This is a genomic window from Thioalkalivibrio sp. ALE22 (genome assembly GCF_000381445.1).
Taxonomy (GTDB): Bacteria; Pseudomonadota; Gammaproteobacteria; order Ectothiorhodospirales; family Ectothiorhodospiraceae; genus Thioalkalivibrio.
In genome coordinates this window covers 220,332-242,589 of the sequence record NZ_KB906499.1, presented here as the reverse complement: position 1 = coordinate 242,589, position 22,258 = coordinate 220,332, and the positions used below count along the sequence as shown (strand labels likewise).

General features: G+C 62.6%; 17 protein-coding genes. 7 read left to right on the top strand and 10 right to left on the bottom strand.

The window, feature by feature from the left end:
• Window positions 1-102 precede the first annotated feature (102 nt).
• Window positions 103-1,233: a hypothetical protein gene (locus F793_RS0101190; protein WP_018881888.1), complete on the bottom strand. Its 1,131-nt coding sequence runs from the start codon at window positions 1,231-1,233 to the stop codon at window positions 103-105.
• A gap of 571 nt (window positions 1,234-1,804) precedes the next feature.
• Here F793_RS0101190 and wecB point away from each other — a divergent pair.
• The 5 genes from wecB to F793_RS0101170 all read left to right on the top strand — a co-directional run bounded on the left by wecB (window position 1,805) and on the right by F793_RS0101170 (window position 7,345).
• The gene (gene wecB, locus F793_RS0101185; RefSeq protein WP_018881889.1) at window positions 1,805-2,959 is read left to right on the top strand and encodes a non-hydrolyzing UDP-N-acetylglucosamine 2-epimerase; all 1,155 of its coding nucleotides are present in this window, start codon (window positions 1,805-1,807) and stop codon (window positions 2,957-2,959) included.
• 5 nt (window positions 2,960-2,964) lie between these two features.
• Window positions 2,965-3,927 carry a polysaccharide deacetylase family protein gene (locus tag F793_RS0101180; RefSeq protein ID WP_018881890.1) on the top strand — a complete coding sequence of 321 codons (963 nt, stop codon included), beginning with the start codon at window positions 2,965-2,967 and terminating at the stop codon, window positions 3,925-3,927.
• Between the two features lie 316 nt (window positions 3,928-4,243).
• Window positions 4,244-5,065: a glycosyltransferase gene (locus F793_RS13485; protein WP_231366517.1), complete on the top strand. Its 822-nt coding sequence runs from the start codon at window positions 4,244-4,246 to the stop codon at window positions 5,063-5,065.
• 133 nt (window positions 5,066-5,198) lie between these two features.
• Complete coding sequence (locus tag F793_RS0101175) at window positions 5,199-6,194, top strand: polysaccharide deacetylase (RefSeq protein ID WP_026280827.1); 996 nt, start codon at window positions 5,199-5,201, stop codon at window positions 6,192-6,194.
• Window positions 6,195-6,304: 110 nt separating this feature from the next.
• Window positions 6,305-7,345 carry a GNAT family N-acetyltransferase gene (locus tag F793_RS0101170; RefSeq protein WP_018881892.1) on the top strand — a complete coding sequence of 347 codons (1,041 nt, stop codon included), beginning with the start codon at window positions 6,305-6,307 and terminating at the stop codon, window positions 7,343-7,345.
• Here the strand turns inward: F793_RS0101170 and F793_RS0101165 are convergent.
• Genes F793_RS0101165 through F793_RS0101150 form a run of 4 tightly spaced genes read right to left on the bottom strand, consistent with a single transcriptional unit; the run spans window position 7,308 to window position 11,764 of the window.
• Window positions 7,308-7,958 (bottom strand): GNAT family N-acetyltransferase, encoded by a 651-nt coding sequence (locus tag F793_RS0101165; RefSeq protein WP_018881893.1) that lies wholly within the window; start codon window positions 7,956-7,958, stop codon window positions 7,308-7,310. The two genes, F793_RS0101170 and F793_RS0101165, sit on opposite strands and share 38 nt — an antisense overlap.
• Before the next feature lie 37 nt (window positions 7,959-7,995).
• The gene (locus F793_RS0101160) at window positions 7,996-8,964 is read right to left on the bottom strand and encodes a GNAT family N-acetyltransferase (RefSeq protein ID WP_018881894.1); all 969 of its coding nucleotides are present in this window, start codon (window positions 8,962-8,964) and stop codon (window positions 7,996-7,998) included.
• A complete protein-coding gene (locus F793_RS0101155) occupies window positions 8,961-10,196 on the bottom strand; it encodes a pyridoxal-dependent decarboxylase, exosortase A system-associated (protein ID WP_018881895.1) in 1,236 nt (411 codons plus the stop codon). The genes F793_RS0101160 and F793_RS0101155 overlap by 4 nt, the downstream gene beginning before the upstream one ends.
• Window positions 10,193-11,764 (bottom strand): acyl-CoA ligase (AMP-forming), exosortase A system-associated, encoded by a 1,572-nt coding sequence (locus tag F793_RS0101150; protein WP_018881896.1) that lies wholly within the window; start codon window positions 11,762-11,764, stop codon window positions 10,193-10,195. Before F793_RS0101150 ends, F793_RS0101155 begins: the two co-directional genes overlap by 4 nt.
• A gap of 235 nt (window positions 11,765-11,999) precedes the next feature.
• Between F793_RS0101150 and F793_RS0101145 the strand changes: the two genes are divergently transcribed.
• Both F793_RS0101145 and F793_RS0101140 read left to right on the top strand, forming a co-directional pair.
• Window positions 12,000-13,433, top strand: coding sequence for a putative O-glycosylation ligase, exosortase A system-associated (locus tag F793_RS0101145; protein WP_018881897.1), 1,434 nt, complete (start codon window positions 12,000-12,002; stop codon window positions 13,431-13,433).
• A gap of 22 nt (window positions 13,434-13,455) precedes the next feature.
• Window positions 13,456-15,291, top strand: a complete 1,836-nt coding sequence (locus F793_RS0101140; RefSeq protein ID WP_018881898.1) for a hypothetical protein — start codon at window positions 13,456-13,458, stop codon at window positions 15,289-15,291.
• A 14-nt stretch (window positions 15,292-15,305) separates the two neighbouring features.
• Here F793_RS0101140 and F793_RS0101135 read toward each other — a convergent pair whose 3' ends face one another.
• From F793_RS0101135 to F793_RS0101115, 5 genes are all read right to left on the bottom strand, one after another.
• Window positions 15,306-16,316, bottom strand: coding sequence for a glycosyltransferase family 2 protein (locus F793_RS0101135; protein WP_026280830.1), 1,011 nt, complete (start codon window positions 16,314-16,316; stop codon window positions 15,306-15,308).
• Between the two features lie 231 nt (window positions 16,317-16,547).
• Window positions 16,548-17,891: an asparagine synthase-related protein gene (locus F793_RS0101130; protein WP_018881901.1), complete on the bottom strand. Its 1,344-nt coding sequence runs from the start codon at window positions 17,889-17,891 to the stop codon at window positions 16,548-16,550.
• Between the two features lie 223 nt (window positions 17,892-18,114).
• Complete coding sequence (locus tag F793_RS0101125; protein WP_018881902.1) at window positions 18,115-19,110, bottom strand: hypothetical protein; 996 nt, start codon at window positions 19,108-19,110, stop codon at window positions 18,115-18,117.
• 102 nt (window positions 19,111-19,212) lie between these two features.
• The gene (locus F793_RS0101120; RefSeq protein WP_018881903.1) at window positions 19,213-20,136 is read right to left on the bottom strand and encodes a hypothetical protein; all 924 of its coding nucleotides are present in this window, start codon (window positions 20,134-20,136) and stop codon (window positions 19,213-19,215) included.
• A 90-nt stretch (window positions 20,137-20,226) separates the two neighbouring features.
• Window positions 20,227-22,029: an ABC transporter ATP-binding protein gene (locus F793_RS0101115; protein ID WP_018881904.1), complete on the bottom strand. Its 1,803-nt coding sequence runs from the start codon at window positions 22,027-22,029 to the stop codon at window positions 20,227-20,229.
• Between the last annotated feature and the right edge of the window lie 229 nt (window positions 22,030-22,258).

Here is a 22,258-nt window from a genome sequence, read left to right as displayed (position 1 = left end):
AAGATGTCCGTTCTCGTTGCTCTTCGTCATGCGGCACCCCGGCGGGGGCCGTTCTGTCCCTGGACCGCGTCCGGCTCAGGGAAACATGGGATCCATGTTTCCCTATTGGCAGGGCGCGCAACCCGGCACGCGCGGCCCGATCCCCTCCACGCGCCCCGGATTGGGGCCCGGCGGACCGGCATAGGCGCCCCAGACCGGTCGTTCGCGCAGGCGGCCATTGTAATCGCGATCCGCGCCCGCGATTGCGGGCGAACTCACGCTGTCTCCACGTTCCTGCAAACCGCCCGCGCGCGGGTAGAGATCCAGGGCATCCAGCCCAGCATCCGGGGCCACGAGGTAACGGGCCGCGGCTTCGCGTGAGGCCGTAAAATTTTCGGCTCCCGCGATACCGCCTGAGAGCTGCAACGGGTGCCCGGCGAACACGGCGTTGCCCGCCACCACCTGCTCGTGTGCCCGGTCGGGCTCGTCCACCCGAATCCCGAACCCGGTCGCCAGGACCGTGTTGTTCACAACGTGGATCTCCCGCGGCACATGGTTGTGCGGGCGGACCAGCAACGCATCGCCGACATCATTCACGAACAGGTTGTCGTGGATCAGAAGGTTGCCCTCGCCCTGGAACAGTCGCTCGTGCGGGTTCTGGTAGAACAGATTCCCTTCGATGCGATAGCGGTCTTCAGACCCCGGGCCGGTGGGCGGGAAATGCCCCACCAGCAGATTGGGGCGGGCCCGGGCCCCGTCGCTCCCGCGTTCTGCCTTGTTCAGAAAATTGAAGCGAATCCGCGTCTCGCGCGGGCCCGGGTCCTGATCCGGAATCATCTCCCTTTCCGTCTGGTGCTTGATCTGGATGTTGTACCCCAGAGTGCGGTGCACATGATTGTGTTCGATCACGCCACCGACAAACGGGCTGGTGCCATCCGGCTGCCCGAGATACATCCCGGTACCCACATCATGAATCTCGTTGTGCCGGATCACCCATCCCCAGGCGGGCACGCGCGTCGTGATCCCCGTGTTGCCCTGCGAACGGTCATAATGGCGGATGGTCAGGTGCTCCAGCGTCACGTGATGCACCCCGTCACCGCGCGCCTCCGCCACCACCCCCGCAACCGGTTCCCCGCCGCCATCCAGCGTCAGATGCCGGATCACCAGATGTTCCGCATCCACCAGGCTGATCGTGTTCTCCCCGCGGCGCCCGCGCAGCACGGCCGGCTCACCTTCCGCTGGCCCGCTGATCACGATGGGCCGCTCCGGCGTCCCGCGCACTCCGTGTAACCGCAGCGAACGCGGATAGTCCCCCGGCTCCAGCTGCAACCAGTCACCGGGCCCCAGCGCAGCCACCGCCGCCCGGTAGTCCTCCGGCCCAGCCTGAACGACATTCCGGCCCTCATCCGGCAGACCACCGCCAGGACTCGCCGATACCGCCTCAGCGACGATACCGGCAGCGGCCACCGGCATCCAAAGCAGCAAGACGCACGCCGCAAACATTGCGCAAAGCCACTTAAGCAGTACGTGCTCGAAACACCCCATCACCGAACCTCGGTACCGGTATGCGGATTCACGCAGTTCGTGCCGCACCCGTCTTCTGGATCCAACGATGAGCGCCTCCCACTCGGTTGTCACGCGCAAACCCGCATCCCGGATCTAACGAGCTATTCACGAACGGTGCCGCGCGTTCCTGCCGAAACGATAAAGTGATTCGACAGGGATCCGGACCGGGCCGACGAACCCGACAAGGATGCCGAGCCGCGCCCGTTGGCGTCGTCGCGAGCGGGCCCGCCCATGCGCCCACAGGATGTCTCGATAGCCCATGACTGCCCAGCCGCAATGCGAAATCCTGTGCGTGGTCGGCGCACGGCCGAACTTCATGAAGATTGGCCCGGTGATGCGCGCACTGACAGACGCCGGCATCAGTGCCCAGCTCGTACATACCGGCCAGCACTACGACCCGGCGATGAACGAGCGCTTCTTCACCGATCTGAACATCCCGTACCCGGACATCAACCTGGAGGTCGGCTCCTCCTCCCACGCCGTCCAGACCGCCGAGGTCATGAGCCGCTTCGAACCGGTACTCGACCGCCTGAATCCACAGGCCGTTCTGGTCGTGGGCGACGTAAACTCCACCATTGCCTGCGCCCTGGTCGCGGCCAAGAAGGGGATCGGCGTCATCCACGTAGAGGCCGGCCTGCGCAGCTATGATCGACGCATGCCGGAAGAGATCAACCGGGTCCTGACCGACCAGATCTCCGATCTCCTGTTCACAACCGAAGGACACGCCATCGACAACCTCGCCCGCGAGGGGATCGAACGCGAGCGCGTCCACTTCGTCGGCAACGTGATGATCGACACCCAGCTCCACAACCTGGACCGGGCCCTCCCCTGGAGCGACTCCCTGCAGGCCGTGGGTGTGGACCCGGCCCGTTTCGCCCCGGACGGCGCCTATGGCGTACTGACCCTGCACCGCCCGTCCAATGTCGACGATCCGGCAACCCTGGAACGCCTGATCACCACCCTCGCGAGCATCGCCCGCGAGCTGCCCCTGGTCTTTCCACTGCACCCCCGTACTCGTGACCGGCTGCGGGCCTCCGGGCTGGAACACCACCTGAACGAGGCGGCCATCGCGGTACTGCCACCAGCGGGCTATCTAGAAATGCTGGGCCTGATGAAGGACGCGCGAGTGGTCCTCACCGACTCCGGCGGCATGCAGGAAGAGACCACCGCCCTGGGCGTCCCCTGCATCACTCTGCGGGAGAATACCGAGCGGCCCATCACCATCGACGCCGGCACCAATGTCCTGGTCGGACACGACCCGGAACGCCTGCAGGCCGCCTTCCGTGACGTCATGGACCATGGGGGCAAGAAGGGCCGCGTGCCGCAGTACTGGGATGGCCGGGCTGGGGAACGCATCGCGGCCGTCATCGCCCGATGGCTGGGGCAAGAACCGCGCGCCCAAGCCACGGGCTGACCGCCATGCTGCTGCGCTCGCTGCTGTCCCTGATGTCGCCCGGCGGCGCCCGCGCACGCCTGTCCATCCTGATCTACCACCGCGTACTGCCCGCACCCGACCCGTTGTTGCCTGGCGATCCGCACGCCGACGACTTCCGCTGGCAGATGCGGCTCCTCGCCCGATCCATGAACCCGCTTCCACTGGACGAAGCCGTGGACCGCCTGCGGGCCGGCACGCTGCCCGCCCGCGCAGTCAGTGTGACCTTCGATGACGGCTATGCCGACAACGCCGAGGTCGCCCTGCCCATCCTGCGCGAGGAGGGCGCCCCGGCCACGTTCTTCATCGCCACCGGGTATCTCGACGGCGGACGCATGTTCAACGACACCCTGATCGAGACGGTGCGCCGCCTGCCGAAAAATGCCGACCTGGGCCCGGAAGGCCTTGGCGAGTGGACGCTGGAGACCCACCAGGACCGGCTGAAGCTGATCCACGCCCTGATCAGCCAGTTCAAGTACCAGCCTGCCGAGCAGCGAACCGCCGGTACCGAGGCACTGGCCCGGCGTTTCGCGATCGATCTGCCGAACGACCTGATGATGACCCGCGCCCAGGTCCACGAGCTGGCAGCGGCGGGCATGGGGATCGGCGGGCACACGGCCACTCACCCGATCCTGACCGAAGTGGATGCCGACACCGCCCGCGCCGAGATTCAGCGCGGCAAGACCGATCTGGAGCAGATGCTGAGCCGGCCCCTGCGGCTGTTCGCCTACCCGAACGGCCGTCCCGGCCGCGACTACGCCGCCGAACACATCCAGATCGCGCGCGACTGCGGCTTCGATGCCGCCGTCTCCACCGCCGCCGGCGCCGCACGCATCGATTCCGACCCGTACCAGCTTCCGCGCTTCACGCCCTGGGACCGCACCCCCATGCGCTTCGGCCTGCGCCTGGCCCGCAACCTCGCCGAACCCCGCGAGCGAAACGCCGCATGACCACCGCAGATGATCACGGGGCCTGCCTATCAGACGCCGAAGCCAGGCACATGGCATTCAACGGACGGAGTTCCCTGCCATGAGAATCCTTTTTGCGATGAATCGCCTATTCCTCCCACAGCGTTCAGGTGGAATAGAGTCAAGCGTGCACGACCTGGCCAACGCCCTCCTTAAGCACGACACACAGCCGACAGTCCTCTCTCGTCTTCGGACGTTAGATCGCCATGGTCTCAAGACCCTGTCAAAGCGCATCGTTCTCGGTGCCCCCCCGCGTCCGGAGCGGTTTGGGCAAGGCTACCCTGTATACCGGACACCCATGATGACGCGGGACCTACCCCGCATCGTGGACCAGGTATGTCCTGATGTGGCACTACTTCAAGGAACCGGGCGTCTTGATTTGGGACGCGAACTGGAACGCTTGGGCGTCCCCACTGCCCTGCATGTCCGCGATGTTGAATTCCGGGAAGAAAACATCCCATTCGAACCCGCTACTGTCATTTCTAACTCAAAATTTACGGCCTCTCGGTTTGAAAAAAAATTCGGCCGGAAAAGCACTGTGATACACAACCTATTCAACGCAGACGAATACCGCACCAATCAGCCTGGAAATAAGGTTGTATTCATAAACCCAGTAAGAAAGAAAGGCCTCGACATAGCCATAGGCCTTGCCAAGAAAAACCCGGACATACCTTTTCTATTTGTTGAGGGATGGCCCCAAACAAAAAAAGCACGCTCAAGATTACTATCAGACATCAAACGCCTTCCCAACGTGACGTTCTGGAAGCGACAAAAAGACATGCGGCCTGTATACGGATCTGCACGAATCATTCTAGCCCCCAGCCAGTGGGAAGAAGCCTGGGGACGAGTGATTTCGGAAGCTCAGTTCTCCGGCATTCCGGTTTTGGCTAGCGATAGGGGTGGAATACCGGAGGCACTGGGGAATGGGGGTCTTCTCTTACCGGCTGCGGACCTAAACGCCTGGCAAACCGCACTAAACCGGGTTTGGTATGACCGCAACTATTGGACCAGCCTGTCACAAGCCGCTCATGAACACTCGGAACGACACGAACTTCAACCCGACAGAATCATCAGAGAACTGATAAAGACACTGCGTTATTCAGTCGACAAGGGCGCGTAATGGTTCGCACGAATTCCAAATTTTGGATAGCTTTCCTTAATGGACGCGGAACGTTCGCCCACCGAGTCCACGAACGGACACTCGTCTCAAACCAAACTCGACTTATGGCCAGCACTACAGAGCCTTGTCGCGTATGACTACTCGTGTACACATGACGGTCGACACCGAGTTCAGCATTGGCGGGGCCTTTGCCGATCCGGAGAATCGGACGCCGGTCGGGCCTGCATCCGTGTACTGCGAGCGCCAGGGCCGCTCGGAAGGCCTGGGCTATCTGATGGCGACCCTGGAACAGCACGGCATCCGCGGCACCTTCTTTGTCGAGACCCTGAACACCTGCTATTTCGGCGACGAGCCGATGGGAAACATCGCGCGTGAGATTGCCGCACGCGGGCATGACGTGCAGCTCCACCTGCACCCCTGCTGGACGTACTTCGAAAAGTCGGACTGGGCCCAAAGGCTTCAGGTAGACCCACCGAACGACGACATCACTCGCCGCAGCGAAGACGAACAGGTGCGCCTGATCCAGATAGGCCAGGACACGTTTCGCCGCTGGGGGCTGCCCGCCCCCGGCGTCCTGCGCACCGGTGGACTCAAGGTCGGACTGGGCGTGTACGCGGCGATGCGCCAATGCGGCATCGGGATGGCCTCGAACATCGGCCTCGCGATCTTCCGTCCGCACGAACCAGAGTTGCAGTTGTTCGCCGGGCACCACGATATCGACGGCATTCGCGAGTTCCCGGTCACCACCTACTCTGACTTCCGCTGGCCCGGGCGGCGCCACCACAAGACCCTCACGATCACGGGCTGCTCCTGGCCGGAGACCCGCACTGTCCTGAAAAAGGCCTGTGAACAGGGGATATCGGATGTCGTAGTTCTCACCCACCCATTCGAGTTCGTCAAGCACCGGGGCGACGCCACCCGGCCGCCAGCCATCGATCGCGTGACTCGACACCGCCTGGAACGGCTGTGCGAGTTCGTCACGGAAACACCCGGTCTGGAGCCGGCCTGCATGAGCGCACTCGGCAACGTGCCGGCAACCCCCCACGAAGATACGCTGGACGTGCCCGCCTACCACGCCCTGGGGCGCATCCTGGTCAACCGGTTGAACCACGCCCGGGTTGGGGTATAGACGTGCAGACCCGAGCAGCGACGCAGCGCGGTGATGATGCCCACACAACGCGCTGGCACCTGCGCGAGGCCTCGCCGGCCGAGGCCTTCGCTCCCCCGGCGCCGGGTACCATGATGGAACATGACCCGGAGTGGCTGCTCGCCATTCGTCACCCGGGCCACGGCCGCGTGCTGCTGGCCGAAAAGGACTACCGCCAGTTACCAATCTATGTCCACGACGGGGCCCTCAGCTTCGTGCTCGGTGGCATGGCCCTGCGGCGCATCGAGATCCGGCGCCACGTACTCACCGGCAACCTGCCCGACTGGTCGCAAGACGACCTGACCGCCATCCTCTCCGCGCTGCGGGAACAGCTGGACCGGCGCGGCGTGGTGTTCCTGATCGGTGTGATCGAAAGCGAGCCCCTCTGGCACGCATTGCAATCGACCGAGCTTCGCCGTCATTACCACGTGCTGCAAAGCGGCGAGACAGACACACGCCGCCTCGCCGCTTTGCCCGACACTTTCGATGAATACCTCGGGTCGCTGCCACGCAAGGCTCGCCAGGACATCCGCCGTAGTGAACGCCGATTCAGCGAACACTTCGGCCACGGTACCCGCCTGGAAGTCTTCTCCCGACCGGAAGAGATCACGCCATTCCTTGATACGGTCGAGCCCGTGTCGGCCCGCACCTACCAAAGCCGCCTGCTCGGACTGGGGGTCAAGCGGGGACACTGGATTGAGCGGATGTTGAAGGCTGCAGCCGAACGCGGCTACGCACGATGTTACGGCTTGTTTGTCGACCAGACACTCGTTGCCTGGAGAGTCGGCTTCGTCTTTCAAGGGACTTATTTCAGCCACCACATCGGCTATGACCCGGACTGGGCCGACTGGCATCCCGGCATTGTGCTGCAGGCACGAACCATCCAGGACCTCTGTTCCATATCGCCAAGAGTCAACTGCATCGACATGCTGCACGGCGACAACGCGGCGAAACGCAAGCTCTCGAACCAGTGTCGCCGCGAAGGCAAGTTCTATCTGTTCCCTCGAAACTGGCGCGGAACAATCCGATATGCCTTGTTGGGCTCCTTCAACGCGCTCTCGGACATCCTCTCGTCATTCGCCGAACGCACGAAACTCAAGGAGCGGGCCCGGAAGGCTCTGCGACGGCTTTGAGGGGGCTCACGCCGAACCCCCGCCTGCGTGTGCCGGGGCTTGCGAGCAGACGTCCGGACGTAGTCGCGACGATACCCCCCGCCGGCCGCCAGCCCGCACGCCGGAACGCCTGGCGCGACGCCAGATTGGTGGAGCGCACATGACAAAACGCGCGGCCATAGCCTTCCTGGAACAGGGCCTCGCAGGCATGTCGCAACAGGATCTGGGCGTACCCGTGACCACGCTCGGCTGGCGGTGTGTACAGGAAGGACACGAAGAAGGCATCGCTCGGCAGGCAGAAGCGCAACGGAATCGGCGTGGACACATCGAATTCGCCGAACTGCACGTTGAGCTGGGAGACGATCCGTCCATTCGACTCCAGCGCATGGATGCGCCCCCCCTCGCGCAACAGGCGACGAGGGGATCGGCCGGTGTGTCCCGCGATGGCCCGGGCATGCTCCTCGGGCAAACCATCGAACCCCGCCACATCAATGAACTGGTGATGACGCGCATCGGCCGGCATGCCTCGGGATTGGCCACCATGCGGCGTATTCGCACCCAGTTGATAGAGCCAGTGCACCTGGATGCCGGTCACGCGCTTCAGCAACCAAAGCGAGGAGGCCTCGAGCGTCATCGGTGACAGCCGCAAACGGCGCACGAGCTCTCTCGTCTCAACCGGCCGAGGCGGCCCTGGCATGACGCTTGGCCCGCCCCTTCAGCCGCAGGCGGCCAAGGGCGGCGCTGACCAGGCGCGAAAGGTCCGTTACCGCCAGATACGAGTACACCAGGGCGCGGTTACGCCAGGACGGGCGCAACAAGTACAAGTCGGCGCAAAAGCGGGCATCCTTTCCGAACAGCGACTTGTGCGCCCCCTCACCCGGGCTGAAATCAAACAGGGCAAACCGACCCTCGCGGAACAGCGCCTCCAGCACCAGCCACTGCAGGACCGTGCCGGGCGACAGGTCGGCATGTTCCTGGAGGTATCCGAGGAATGCATACCGCAGGATTCCGTCATCGATCGGACAATACAAATATGCAATGGGCTGCCCGTGCAGGAACAGCAGGTAGCCCCGCACCCGCCCCTCGCGCGCACGCTCCAGCATCTGCTCGATGAATCCCTCGCTGCCCGGAAGCCCCGCATCCAGCAGCCGTTCCTGATAGGTCCGCGACGAGACCTCGCGAGCCAGCTGATGAAATTCCTGTATACCTTCTGGCGTGTCGTACTGGCGCCAGTCCACCGCGCCTCCGGAAGCGTCTGCCAGCTTGCGCACCTTGCGGCGCATGCTCGACCTCGATTTCGAGGAAAAACGCGCCTGATAGGCCTCCCAGCCGGTCGTCAGGTCAATGAAGTGGCGCTGGTACTGCCGCGGCACGAAGCGCAGCCGCCCCCGGAACCGCGAGATGCGGGGCAAAGGCGCCTCCACCGGCATGGAGCGGATCAGGCAGTCCTCCTCCGGTGCAGCCGCGAGGATCTGCTCGGCATGCTCGACACGAATCCGGGTAAACGGGAGCTGCAGCACCTGCATCGTGCGCACCGGCTCCGCCAGCGTGCGATACCCGAAGCGGAAGGGCAGGTACACGCTCTGCCGCGCCAGCGGCAACGCCGAGGGCTCCACGGAAGCGGCAACGGCGGTGCTCACACCAGGATCTCCACCGGTTCCGGATGGCTCAGAAAGCGCGTCGGGCTAGCGGTATAGCCGTAGGCACCCGACTGGAAGACCACGATCAGATCGCCCACATCGGCACGCGCCAACTCCATCTGCTGGGCCAGCACGTCCAGCGGGGTACACAGCGGGCCGACCACGTTCACGAGCTCACGCTCGTGGCCATGCACCCGGTTGCCCACCACCACCGGATAGTTCTTGCGGATCACCTGGCCGAAGTTGCCGGAGGCAGCCAGGTGGTGGTGCAGCCCGCCGTTCGTGACCAGAAAGACCTGACCACGGGACTCCTTGCGGTCCAGCACCTCGGCCACGTAGATGCCGGCCTCGCCGACGAGATAGCGACCCAGCTCCAGCATGATCTCCGCATCCGGCAGCGCCTCGCGCACCCCCGGCAGGCGGTTCTCCAGGTGTTCCGCGATGGGCCCGAGATCCAGCGGCTGATCCCCCGGGAAATATGGGATGCCGAAGCCACCGCCAATGTTCAGCATCTCGACCGGCCCCGGTGCCGACTCGGCCAGGCGCAGGGCGAGATCGAAGGTATGCCCCTGCGCCTCGACCAGGGTTTCCGGGCGCAGGTTCTGTGAGCCGGAAAAGATGTGAAACCCGCGGAAGTGCAGGCCCAGCTCGCCGATACGGGCCAGCAGCTCGGGCACACGCTCGGCATCCACGCCGAAGGCCTTGGGGCCGCCGCTCATGCGCATGCCGGAGCTTTTGAGCTCGAAGTCCGGGTTGACTCGGACCGCCACGTGCGCCTGCCGCCCCGTGCGTTCTGCAATGGCCCCGATCCGCTCCAGTTCCGTCGGCGATTCCAGGTTGATGGTAATCCCGGCCGCCACCGCCGCCTCCAGCTCGGGTATCGATTTGCCGGGACCCGCAAAGCTGATATCCCCCGGCGCCGTGCCGGTATCCAGTGCCACCTGCATCTCTCGGCTGGAGGCCACATCGAGCCCATCCACCAAGCCAGCCATGTGCTGCACAACCGCCGGCATCGGGTTCGCCTTGATCGCATAGTGCAGCGACAGCCCCTGCGGGAGTCCCGCGCGCAACTGCGCAACCCGTTCGGTCATAGCCTCCCGGCTGTAGGCATAGAAGGGTGTCTGGCCGACTCGGGCCGCCAGCTCCATCAGCGACTGCCCGCCAAGTTCCAGGCGGTCGTCCACCACCCGGAACGGATGCAGCGCACAGTGCTCGGGGCGGGTATCACTCATGCCGGCACCCCCTCCCGGAACAGGTCTCCGAACTCGGCGGCCAGCGCCTTGCGATCGATCTTGCCGTTGGCGTTGCGCGGCAGCGGCTCGGTGCGCAGCCCCACATGCGCCGGCAACATGAACCCCGGCAGGCCGGGGCGCAGCGCATCGATCAGGGTCTCCGGGCTCAGATCCGGCTGCTGCGGCAGGGCCACCAGTACGATGGCCTGCCCCAGCGTCGGATGCTCCACCCCGAGCGCGGCGACCTCGGCCACCAGCCCGGAGGCATAGGCCGCCTCTTCCACCTCGTTGGGGCTCACGCGATAGCCGGAGGTCTTGATCATCTCGTCGCGCCGCCCCACGAAATAAAGAAAGCCATCCTCATCCATACGCACGGTATCGCCGGACCACACCGCGATCTCGGGCAGCGGCACGCCAGGCGGCTGCCCGGGTGCGGGCCGAAACCGCTCTGCCGTGCGCTCGGGGTCGTTCCAGTACCCCATGGCAACCAGCGCGCCACGATGCACGAGTTCACCCGGCTCGCCCGGCGCACAGAGGCTGCCATCCGGCCGTACCACCTGGATCTCCGCGTTGGGGATGGCCCGCCCCATGGACCCCGGACGCCGGTCCAGCTCGGCCGGCGGCAGGTAGGTAGAGCGAAACGCCTCGGTCAGGCCATACATCAGGTAGCAATCCGTACGCGGCAGACGCTGGCGCAGGGCGGCCAGTGTCTCCTTCGGCATCGCACCGCCGGAGTTGGTGAGGTAGCGCAACGACCGCTGCGCCTCTTCGGGCCAGTCCAGGCCAGCGAGCTGGATCCACAACGGCGGCACGGCGGCCAGACCGGTGATCTCATACCGCGCCACGGCCCGAACCACGTCGCGCGGGAGCAGGTAGTTCAGCAAAACAGTCTGGGCCCCGGTGCGAAACGCCGTGGTCAACTGGCTCAGGCCGTAGTCGAAGCTGAACGGCAGCACGGCGAGGAGACGATCCTCGGGCCGGTTCTCCAGATAGGTCGCAACGCTTTGCGCCCCCGCGACCATGTTGCGATGCGAGAGCACGACCCCCTTGGGACGTCCGGTACTCCCGGAGGTGTAGAGGATCGCCGCCATGTCCGTATCGATCACCCGGTGCGGGCGCAAGCCGTCACGCTCCGGCGCGGCATCCCAGGCATCCACTCGGACATGCCCGACCTCGGCATCGCCCGAGTCCTGGCTAGGCTCCCGCCCCACAAGCAGCACCGTGTGCAGATCGGGGCAGCCGGCGAGGACCGGACTCAGCGCCGAAAGGCGGTCCGCTGAGGTAACGAGGATGCGCACATTGCAGTCGCGCAGGATATGCGCCACCTGCTCCGCCTTGAGCAACGGGTTCACCGGCACGAAGACGCCACCGGCCCGGGCGGCGCCGAACAGGGCATGCACCGTCTCCGGACGCTTGTCGAGGTAGACCGCCACCCGTTCCTGGCGCCCCAGACCGCACCCCAGAAGGCGCGTAGATGCCCGCTCGATACCGGTCGCCAACGTCGCGTAGTCCTCGCCCTCCTCCCGAAAGCGCAGGGCCGGGGCGGCCGCTGCGCTATCGGCTTGCATCCATACGGAATCGTGCACAAGAAAGGACATCTCGGCGCCCGGGGCTATCGGAAACTGACGGCTCGATCATACCCCAGGCATCAGCGGCTTCCGGCCGCAGCCCAGGCGCACCGTTAGTAGCCCGTTCGTCGGCCCGGGGTTACACGGGAGCGGCCGCGTGTAACATGCGACGAAACGGGCCATGAGCCAGCCCCTATCGCCTGAACCAGCCACAGCGGCGCGAGGTTCGAACTGCATGCGTGATTACCTGCTCGCCCTGATCGTCGTCGTGCTCGTGCCCCTGATCGTGCGCTACGCGTGGATCGGCATCCTGGCCTGGTTCTGGGTCGGGCTCTTTGCGCCCCAGTGGCACACCTGGACCTTCATGCGCGGCGCACCCCTAGCCACCTACTTCGGCGGTGCCACCCTGATCGCACTGTTCCTGGCGAAGGACCGGAAGCCGTTCCCGTTCACCCGCGAGACGGTGATGCTGTTCGCACTGGCGGGCTATTTCGCGATGACCAGCCACTTCGCGGTCAACTCGAGCGGGGCGTGGGACTTCTGGTTCCACTTCATGAAGATCCTGCTGATTACGTTCATTACCCCGCTGCTGATCTACGGCGAACGCCGCATCGTCTGGCTGCTGCTGGTCATTACCGCCTCGCTCGCCTTCTACGGGTTCAAGGGTGGATTGTTCGCGATCCAGACCGGCGGCGCTTACATGGTCCTCGGCCCTGCCGGGTCGTATCTCTCCGGAAACACCTATATCGGATTGGCCATGATTATGGTTCTGCCGCTTGTCTTGGTGAGCGCGCGTATGTTCCATCACCAGTGGGTCGACCTTGGATTCGACCTACTCCGTCGATTCTCGCGCCCCATCAGCTGGTTTCTATATGGCGTCTTCTGGCTGACAGCCATCGCCATCCTCGCGACTCACTCGCGCGGGGCGTTTGTCGGCCTGCTGGCGATTGTGCCCCTGCTCTTCTGGCACATGCACAAGAAGTGGCTGATGGTGCTCGTCGGCTTCTTCCTGGTGGCGGTCGTCGGCGTGACCGCACCAGAACCCCTCGTCGAGCGCTGGCAGACCATCGAGACCTACGAGGAAGACACCTCCGCCATGCAGCGAATCCAGTCTTGGGGCGTGGCCTGGAACATGGCGATGGAACGGCCACTAACCGGGATGGGATTCCGCAACGCCGCACTGGGCTATGACTGGTGGATTAGTTATGCAAATTTCGAAGGTGGCTGGCGCCACGTCCTGTCCCCGCACAGCGTGTACTTCGGGATACTGGGACAGCACGGATTCGGCGGCCTAGCCGTATTCCTGCTGCTGATCGCGTTCACCTTCCACACCCTCAATCGTATACGGCTGGGTGCGCGCCAACGAACTGGAGAAATCTGGCTGTCGGAATACGCTTGGGCACTCCAGGTAGGGCTCGTTGGCTACCTGATTGCCGGCATCTTTCTGGACGTTGCCTACTTCAACCTCCTGTACGCCTTTGTCGCTCTGGCCGTCATCATGCGCCGAGAACTGGAACAGACCCCACAGCCCGCTACGGCTCCGGTCGCCAGCAGGCCGGTACAGTCGAAACCTTCCTCCTCCCCCGACCTCGACTCCGATCCGGTCAAAACCGAAAGCGACACGGTCATGTCCGGCACCCTGATGGGGCCATCGTCATCCCGAAACTGATTCGGTTCTGGATGACGCCCTGATGGAGACCTTCCCGATCAACGCCCCCTTTAAGCAGACGGCGGCAGTGCTGGACCAATGCATCAACAGGTTGACCGCTGCGCTACGTGCCAACACCCAGCCCAGGGTGAGCCTCTACGATCCAGTGGACGAGGCCCCTACGCCCAGGGATCACTACGGACAAACCGCCACCGCGCTGGCACTCGCCATCCAGGAGGGTCCCAGTTCCGGGTTTTGGCGCCACCCCCTGGAGGCATGGGAGGCCCTGCCGGCGCACCAGACAGGGCACGCCCCCTTCAACCGATTCCTCCTGAATCTGCTCGCAGAGCACCTCGAGCAATCCGGCGCATCCGCAAGCGAGGTCTCGCACATTCGACGCCTGGCGCGACGGTGCAAGCTTTCCCGCGGATATCCCTCCAACAACTGGACCCTGCTGGCCCGGTTATGCGAACTGCAGGAGGCCAACGGTAACGCCAGAATCCGTGCGCATGCGCGCCTGCGAGGGCTCTTTGACCGCTGGATCACACCTTCTGGTGCATTCGTCGATTACCCGGCCCACCCCGGCATACCAGCACACGGGGCGACGCCCGCGGCCTACCACCACAAGGCGCTGTTCGTAGCGGTCATGGCTGCAGAGTACGGGAACCAGGATGTGTGGAAACCCATTATTAAAAGGTTGCTGACCTGGAGCCTTTACATATGGGACGGCCACGGCCACGTCGGCAGTCTCGGCCGGAGCAGCCACGCGCTTTTCGGAGACGCCTGCCTCGTAGCAAGCCTGCTACTACTTGGAGCAGCGGAAGACCGGCACCCCAAAACGGCGCCTGGCCGGATGCTCGAGGGCGTGCTGGCACGCTGGGCCCACCAGATCCGGCCGGACGGTTTTCTCGGGCTGAATCCCGCAGACACCGCAAAGCCCGGGACTGGGTGGGATGACTACATGCATCTGTCCGTCTATAACGCCTGGGCGGCGGCTCTTGTCGCATGGTCACGCGGCCAAGCCGGCCGCACTGAGCGCGATCGAATTTTCCCCTTGGAGGAATGTGAGTCCGCACCACCCACCTGCGACGGCTTGGAAATCCTGAGGGTCGGCGACCCTTCCGGAACGCTTGCTCTGGTCTCGGCTCGCGGACAACCCCCGCAGGGCTTCAGTCGCGACACCGTGGAACTGCGCTATGCCGGTGGCATACCTCTGCACGTGACCTGGCAGGGCAAGGTTCTGTGTCCCGCTCCTGTGCGAATCCCCGCAAAAACGCTGCTGGAGACGCCGGCTCTGGCCGGCTGGACGCCCATCTTCCTGATCGACGGGCAACTGTTCGGGCTCACCGACTTCGAGCGCTGCGAAACCGACGCCTCGAAGGAATACCTTCAAATAACGCTCTGGGGACGCCCACGCCCGCTGCTTCGCCCAGCTGAAAAGGGTCTCCCGAAACGGGCTCTCGCAGCGCTGGACTGGCGACTACTGGGTGGCGCGCTTGGGCGGCGAGCCGCCCTTCAGAGACACGCATTCCGGCCGTTGGCTGCCACCCTTTCCCTGACCATTTCCCTGCGGAGACCCCGCCTCAGTCAGCGGCTCGAGCTCGAATACGACGGGCAGCACCCGGTCACTTACCTGAACCCGGGCGGGCACACGATGACCGGCCTGCCAATGGCGAAACATTCCTTCCAGTGGGAAACGAAGGGCACCCCAAAAGGACATCCATCGAACGAATGGCTTGAGCGAGCCTTGCCCTCTGCCATCGCTGGCGGCAGGGGGGTTTGCCAAAGTCCCGAACGTATCGCGAAAGGTTCTTGCAGGTCCGAGCTGATTCTGGAATGGCCCGCTCGCGTGTTCGATATCGCAGATTCGCCATGCTAGGACGACAACATAGCCTACCCAGGAGGCCGCCGTCCCTTTACTCCAAGGTGGCCAGCGACCAGGCGAAGAACATTCGGGAGGAACAGGACAGCCCCTGTCGGATCGCCGCGCAGTGTCGCCCGGACCTGTGCCCAGTCGAGCGGCTTCCGGTGTCTCAGCTGGTGCAGCACCGCTGCCACGAAGGCACGCCGCGAGTCGGCCAGTTGCCCCCGCACAAAAGCGCGCTGCGATGCATCAAGCCGGATCTCATCCAGCACCATGCGCGACAGCGCAATGTAATTGGATGTCAGACGCAGGTATCCGTCCGTCTTCCAACCCGATTTGTCGAATATATTTACTCCCTCGCCTTCGTCGGCATAAATGCGTGGGGAGAATGCCACCCGCTCGACCGCTTGCCCCATTTGAAGCTTGAAAAACCTGTCCTCACCCTGCTTCAGATCTTCTGGGAATCGGTTGCTGCGAAACCGATCGAGTCGATAAGCCATGGCATTCGCACTAATGATGTTACTCCGATGAACTAGGAGGTCGAAGAAGTCACCAGAAAACTCGTAAAGCTCATGCTCCGAATCGATCAGTGCATGGTCCCCTGGACGAATATTTTGGTCTGGGGAATCCGCCCACAGGAACCGCGTTTTCGAAATCCCAGCTCGACGCGTATCGCCTATGAACAAGTCGAACCCCCGGCCAAGCGCGCGGACCGCATCTCCCAGAAACGGACCAATCAATTGATCGTCTGAGTCCAGAAATGTCACGAACGGTATATCACTAGGCAGATGATCAAGACCGGTGTTTCTTGCCGCACCCGGCCCTCCATTTTCTCTGCGAATGATCTGGATACCCCCTCTATCGAGGAGGTCGCCGATCTCCTGATCAGCAGGCAAAGGGGACCCGTCGTCCACCACAATCACACGAACCGGAAGCGCGCCTCCCCAATCCAGAACGGATCGGACACACCTGCGCAAAAGACCCGGCTCACGCTGAAAATAGGGGATGATCACAGCGATCTTCGAAGGAATCACGTACAAGTTAATATCTCCACGACGCGCGCTCACAGCGTCAAGGCCGGTTGGTGACGGGACTCAAGGCCGCAGCCTTCTCGGGGAAGGCTCTCGCGGATGGTAGAGAATGCCCGTTGTCAACTGTGTTCGGAGGCAATTATCGAGGACCGGCTCCGCCACATCGACAAGAGGATCCAAGACTTCCACTTTCTGCGTCCGGAGTAGCTAGAAAGTGCACAGTAACCAACACACCCGGACTCAGAGGCCGTCGATTCCTCCCACAACCCGTTCCATTTCCAGCCTTCTTAACAACGGCTGGAGGTACCAGAGGTTGCCCGAGTGCCCGGCCACCGCAGAACGAGCAAGCATTGCCGCGAACCGCCCTGTCCTCACTAGACGGGAACGCATCAGCTTAGGGTTTCTGGCCAGATACACTAGAGTCTCGCGCGCTGCCTTGCGGTAATACCGATCTAGCTCGCGCTGTCCCGGCGTCGAGGCACCCCCAGATTCATAGGGGATGTCCGCGTAGTCCGGGTAACTGCGGCGAATGGTCTCGTCATGCAATCCCTGGCGCCCAAAGGCTGGATCCAGATCCATCAGAAAGTCGAACAAATCATGGTCTAGGTAGGGGCAGAACACGGTTTCGACGTCTCGCAAGAGGCCAAAGGGAACAAGGCTGATACATCGCCGAGTACGGTTCCAGAAGACAAACGAGAGCAGCGGATTGGTTGCACTGCGGTGTTGCTCCAGCTCCTCCGCCAAACGATCGATCGCCACTGATCGGGGTATCCGTTTAAGAAAATTGGCTTGAGAACATGAATGGATAAACCCCTCGTTTCCGGATTCTCCCAACAAGTCCTCAGCGAGCCGTGATGTCTGGCCAGCACCAAGGAGCTGCTGTTTCTCTTCAGTGAGCGTATGGCCTGCGGAAAGAACGTCGCCGCCAATGCCATCGTAGATACAATTCACCCCGCGATGCGAGAAATAGCCGGCCAATGGATCAAGCCAGGTGTGCCCGCTCGCACAGAATTCGGTCAGCTCGATATCCTGCAAGGTAGCCTCGAGGTAGGAGGGCGGATAGTCCACCTCGTCATGCAACTGCCCCGTGGCCTGCGCGAGGCGCCGTGCAATCAGCCGGTCTTCGTCATCGATTGGGGGATATCCTTGGACCGTAACGGTTCGCCCTGGGGCATGGCCTTGAGCTAACAATTCCAGAAAGATGTGGCGCGAATCCCTGCCCCCGCTGAGTGCCAGATCAAAACCGCCCGGCGGAGGCCTCCTGCGCCGGATGGCTTCTGCAAATAAGTGAGCATACTGGTCGGCAGCCTCCTCGATGCTCGCCGCTTTCGATGCTGCGCATGAATTCCTCACATAACGCGACTCCACTGAGTGCTTCTCACTCGACCACTCCAGCCTCACCCCCGGGGGCAAAACCCTCACGTTCTCGAAGGGTGTGTCGTTCCCCAGGAAGATCCCCAACCTCTGAAACACAGCCAATGCCGCGAAATCGAGTGTCTTCGGGAAGGAGCCATCCAGCACATGCCGGATTGATGGGGAAATCCGTATCTCGCCCCCCCAAATGCTGTAGAACAGTGGGTACATCCCGTACCGATCGTTTTCCACGACTAACGTTTTTCCGTCCCAATCCCATCGGCCGAAGATCCCATCCAATTCTCGCCCGTGACCGAGATCGACTTCATGCCCTAGCCGAACCCGTTCATTCCCCTCGACGCGAACGCCCGAAGGCGTCCTCCGGGCAGCAAAAAATGGCGACGGGCTAGGCGCTTTAGGTAGATATTGCAACGGGCGCTCCTGAGTCTATCTGCTAGACAAGTCTACTTTTGAGGCCTTTGGACCAACGCCACAACCGGTTGCGCAGCAGGACGCCCCCATCGACAGCTGTCCCAACAGCCACTGGGATCTTCCGTGCGACCTTCGGGCCTGCGGACCACCTTTCGAAGGACTCCCTTATCTCGCCGGATAAAAGCTTTACCCACCGATCCCGCGTATTTTCTCGGCTACCGACCTTGTTCAGACGGCGGCGACCCTCAGCGATAGCATCCTCTCCTACCCTTGGTTGGTGAGACAGCACCGCCAGCAGGCTCTCCAACTCTCCCACATCCGAGGCAACGAAGTGGTCCTGTCCGGCCACACCGATTTGCTGGTAAGCGGAATCCGCACCGCCAATAAATACACAACCGGCAAGCCAAGCATTAATGAGTTTTGTTGGCGGTTTGTTGTCGTAGGCCTTATTGCCGAAACTTCTGATACCAATGGCTACATCCACATCTCTATAATCGTTCCATTCGGATGGGGCGCGAATCGAAAACTTCATGCCATGCCGGCGACAGACTTCCCGCCACCACCGCTGGTCCCCCTCCAAGTTCCGAGCCAATCCAAAAAACACGACGTTGGAAAAATGCTTGCGTTCCGGGTCACGTCTCAGCAAACCAGGCTGAGGCCAGTGCGGCACCCAAAACGCCCGCCTTCCCGCCTGTCTCTGATTCTGAACGACGAAACGGTTGGACCAGCGCGCCCTCAGCTGGTCCGCATCCACACTGACCCGAAAGCAGTCAGCGGAACGCGGCAATGAGCGGAGATCGGCGGCAAGCCCCACGTTTATCGAATCCGGGCGAAGCGTGCCGCCAATGGTCACTTCCAGGCCGGCGTCTCGCATCAACAATGCCGTCTGTGCGATCCACGCCCAGCCGCTGTTGGTGAAGCGCTCATACTCGGCATCGATCAACCGACCCGCATCGTTGCCAGATGCCGCGTAGAAAAACTCCGAAATCTCCTCTCCGGCTAGAAAGTGGTAGCGCATCTTGTGTTCCTAGACGGCTGGCTCGTTTGGGCGATATCAAGAATGCGCCAACACGCGCAGATTACAGAGAACCGGCCGACCCAAAGGCCATAAACGTCGCCCTTAAGCGCGCGGCTGCCGAAAGTCTTTAAGGAAATCTGTGACATCGAGACCCCTGCATACCTCCTGCAGGTCATAATTGAAGGACAAATCCTTACTGAGGTCCCGTCGAACATCATTGGGTGACTGCGCCACATAACGTGGATTTCCAATGCGCGTGCAGTGCCCCTCATCTAATGGCTTTGCGTTTATCGGCACTACATCGCCCCTATGGCGCTCGTGCCATATGAGAATACCCACACCGTGATCCATCATGTAACGCTCGCGCGCGGCGCGTTCTTCCTCCGATGGGCAGTTGGGGTGATGTGCCGGACGGCGCCACCAGCCACACCCCTTCTGGTATTGGTCATAACTGGCCTGGCGTGTCGTACACCCGAGGAGCTCCCAATACCGGCCCCGAAAACCGGCCCAACGCCGATACCATCGTGTCCTGAGATCCACAGCCGCAGTCTGGCCGGGCTTTAACTGGTCGAAGCGGGTTGCCATCTTGGTCAGCAACGGCATTCGGACAATCAGATCCGAATGCCAGAAAGCGAGGCGATCATCTACGAACAGAAATGCCAGCTCCAACGGGAACATCATCGACATCGAGGGCAATTGCAGCTTCTCGTTGAAGTCAATCAAGACGCCGCCCTTGATCACCGGTGGGGGCCCGACCCGGGGGTCGAAGCCGACCACTGGAGTCCAGCCCAAGTGCGCGGCCATCCGTTGTTGAACAAGACACCAGTCAGCATCCACGTTCCAACACAGCCACGGCCGTTCAACTCCCTGCAAAGCAGGCGACCATCGCTCCTCCGCATCGACCAGGGCAACGTGGAGTTCCTCCCTCGTAAGAGCCGCCCAGCTGCCTCTTCCTGCAGCCAAACGTCGCTGAGTGTCGTCTTTGAACAGGATCTTGGCGAGACCGGTAGCCGGTTGTGCATTCATGTAACGATCCATTGTTTAACGGTACAGCCAAGGCGACTCTCGGCGGCTGAGCGATACACAATGCTCGCCTGAAAGCCCTGAAAGTCCTCCTCAGGCGGCACCGGCAGCCAGTCTTTGGAACGACGCGCTCCGGTCCGAAAGGTCTTCCCAAACCCCCTCGTCCATAAGATGTCCTTGCTCGAAGACGAAAATTCGAGAACAGGGGCGCACAGTGCTCAGGCGATGCGCGATGAGTACGACCGTCTTTTGGCCGGACAGGTTGTGGAGAGCGTCCATAACGGCACGTTCAGTGGCGTTGTCCAGCGCACTGGTGGCTTCGTCGAAGAAGAGCACATCGGGATCGCGATAGAGCGCTCGGGCGATGCCGATTCGCTGGCGCTGGCCGCCAGAGAGACGGGTGCCGCGCTCCCCGATTATGGTGGCATAGCCACGCGGCAGTTCAGTCGTCACGAAGTTGTGCAAATTAGCGAGGCGAGCGGCCCTCTCTACAGCGGCCTGGTCGATCCTGTCCTCGGGTACTCCCAGGGCGATGTTCGCAGCGACACTCTGATCCGCCAGAAAAATATGCTGCGGTACATAGCCCAGTGCCGCCTGCCAGTTGCGAGCGTTATTACGTGTCAGTGGCTCACCGTCGATGAGGATTTGTCCTTCGTCAGGCTCCAGAAGGCCCAAAAGGAGATCAACCAGAGTGCTCTTACCCGCCCCGGAGGAACCCACAAATCCCACGGTGGTTCGTGCGGGGATCTCCAGCGAAACATCCTTGAGGGCCGGTTGTTCATGACCTGGGTAGTGATAGGAAAGGCCCTTCACCTCGATGGACATGGACGGTGCGAGGGGCTTCGGCTTGTCATGGCGCTCGATCATGGGTGTGCTGTCGGGGCGACTCCCCAGATCCTTCAGAATGTTGTCCACCGCCGCGGTATTGAAGCGAAGCGAAGCGATCTGCTGGAAGATTTTCTGGAATGCGGGGATGAGCTGCCGCCCAGCGAGCGCATAGAGGCCGATCAACGGCAACGCCTGGGCAAGTCCTCCATCGCCTGCCATGAGGAAAAGGACTAGGAGAAGGACTCCGCCGAAGGCGATGGCTTCGATTGCATACTGAGGAAGGTTTTGCAGCAGCATTGCGTTCGCCTGGTGACTGGCAAAGCGCTTGGATGGGTGGCGATAGCGCTCCAGATAGTCGCGCTCCCGCCCCAGCAAGCGGATTTCCTTTGCACCTGCGAAGGCTTCCGCTGCAGCCGTAAAGCGTTCGCGGTTCGCCTCCACGCGGTCCTCACCGATGCGGTTCAGCCAGGTGCGCGCCATAACGTAAATGCCCCCGTAGATGCCACCAAGGCTAACGGCCACGATCATGGCCAGCCAGGGTTGCGCCGCGACCAACAGGCCGATGATGAAAAGAGCCAGCAAGCCCTGGCTGACCAATCGCAGCATCGGCAGTAAAGCGCCATTGATGGCCTGGGTCGTCTCCTGCAGAACGGTCTTGGCAAGGTCGCCGGAGTTGCGGTTGAGAAAGAACGTGAAGGGCCGTGCTAGATAGTCGCCCATCAGTCGCCGCGAAAGCTCGTACTGCTGCATGTGCGTGAACCGAGTGATGGCCCACTGGTTAAGAGCCTGGAGCGCGGTTCCGGTCACAAAGAGCACAAACGCCGCCAGCCCCAGGAAGTACAGAAAGCTGCTGGTGGATTCGAACCCCAGCCAGTCGTACGCGATGCGCAGCATGTCGTTGTCGTGGACCATGGCTGGGTCAGATAGCACGGCGAGGAAGGGCATCACCGAAGCGATACCCACGGTCTGCATGAAGGCGGTCACGATCATCAGGATCGCCAACAGTCCGACCTTCCCGCGGTCGCGGGGGTCCAGCAGGGCATTCAGCTTGCGCAGGGTTTCCAGCATGTCGCGCCGACCCGGATCCTTCATGCGAGGGCCATTGGCGGCCCAAAGGGGAACCGCCATCAGGCAGCCGTTAGCCAGGCCATGCGGCCTGTAGATGCACTCGATTGTACGAGATGCGCCGATCACGGAAGCTTGTCGGGAAGCGTTCAGGGCGTTCCGGGGCGCGGCAAGCTGCGAGGGCTTCGCGCCACAAGTGGCTGGAAGGCTCGGCAAGCCGCGCGGATAAAGG

Coding starts and splice junctions, on each gene's coding strand:
- F793_RS0101140 (WP_018881898.1), top strand. CDS start 13,456: ATGGAGACCTTCCCGATCAACGCCCCCTTTAAGCAGACGGCGGCAGTG.
- F793_RS0101155 (WP_018881895.1), bottom strand. CDS start 10,196: ATGAGTGATACCCGCCCCGAGCACTGTGCGCTGCATCCGTTCCGGGTG.
- F793_RS0101145 (WP_018881897.1), top strand. CDS start 12,000: ATGCGTGATTACCTGCTCGCCCTGATCGTCGTCGTGCTCGTGCCCCTG.
- F793_RS0101125 (WP_018881902.1), bottom strand. CDS start 19,110: ATGCGCTACCACTTTCTAGCCGGAGAGGAGATTTCGGAGTTTTTCTAC.
- F793_RS0101165 (WP_018881893.1), bottom strand. CDS start 7,958: ATGACGCTCGAGGCCTCCTCGCTTTGGTTGCTGAAGCGCGTGACCGGC.
- F793_RS0101130 (WP_018881901.1), bottom strand. CDS start 17,891: ATGTACCCACTGTTCTACAGCATTTGGGGGGGCGAGATACGGATTTCC.
- F793_RS0101180 (WP_018881890.1), top strand. CDS start 2,965: ATGCTGCTGCGCTCGCTGCTGTCCCTGATGTCGCCCGGCGGCGCCCGC.
- F793_RS0101170 (WP_018881892.1), top strand. CDS start 6,305: ATGATGGAACATGACCCGGAGTGGCTGCTCGCCATTCGTCACCCGGGC.
- F793_RS0101120 (WP_018881903.1), bottom strand. CDS start 20,136: ATGAATGCACAACCGGCTACCGGTCTCGCCAAGATCCTGTTCAAAGAC.
- F793_RS0101115 (WP_018881904.1), bottom strand. CDS start 22,029: ATGCTGGAAACCCTGCGCAAGCTGAATGCCCTGCTGGACCCCCGCGAC.
- F793_RS13485 (WP_231366517.1), top strand. CDS start 4,244: ATGATGACGCGGGACCTACCCCGCATCGTGGACCAGGTATGTCCTGAT.
- F793_RS0101175 (WP_026280827.1), top strand. CDS start 5,199: ATGACTACTCGTGTACACATGACGGTCGACACCGAGTTCAGCATTGGC.
- wecB (WP_018881889.1), top strand. CDS start 1,805: ATGACTGCCCAGCCGCAATGCGAAATCCTGTGCGTGGTCGGCGCACGG.
- F793_RS0101150 (WP_018881896.1), bottom strand. CDS start 11,764: ATGCAAGCCGATAGCGCAGCGGCCGCCCCGGCCCTGCGCTTTCGGGAG.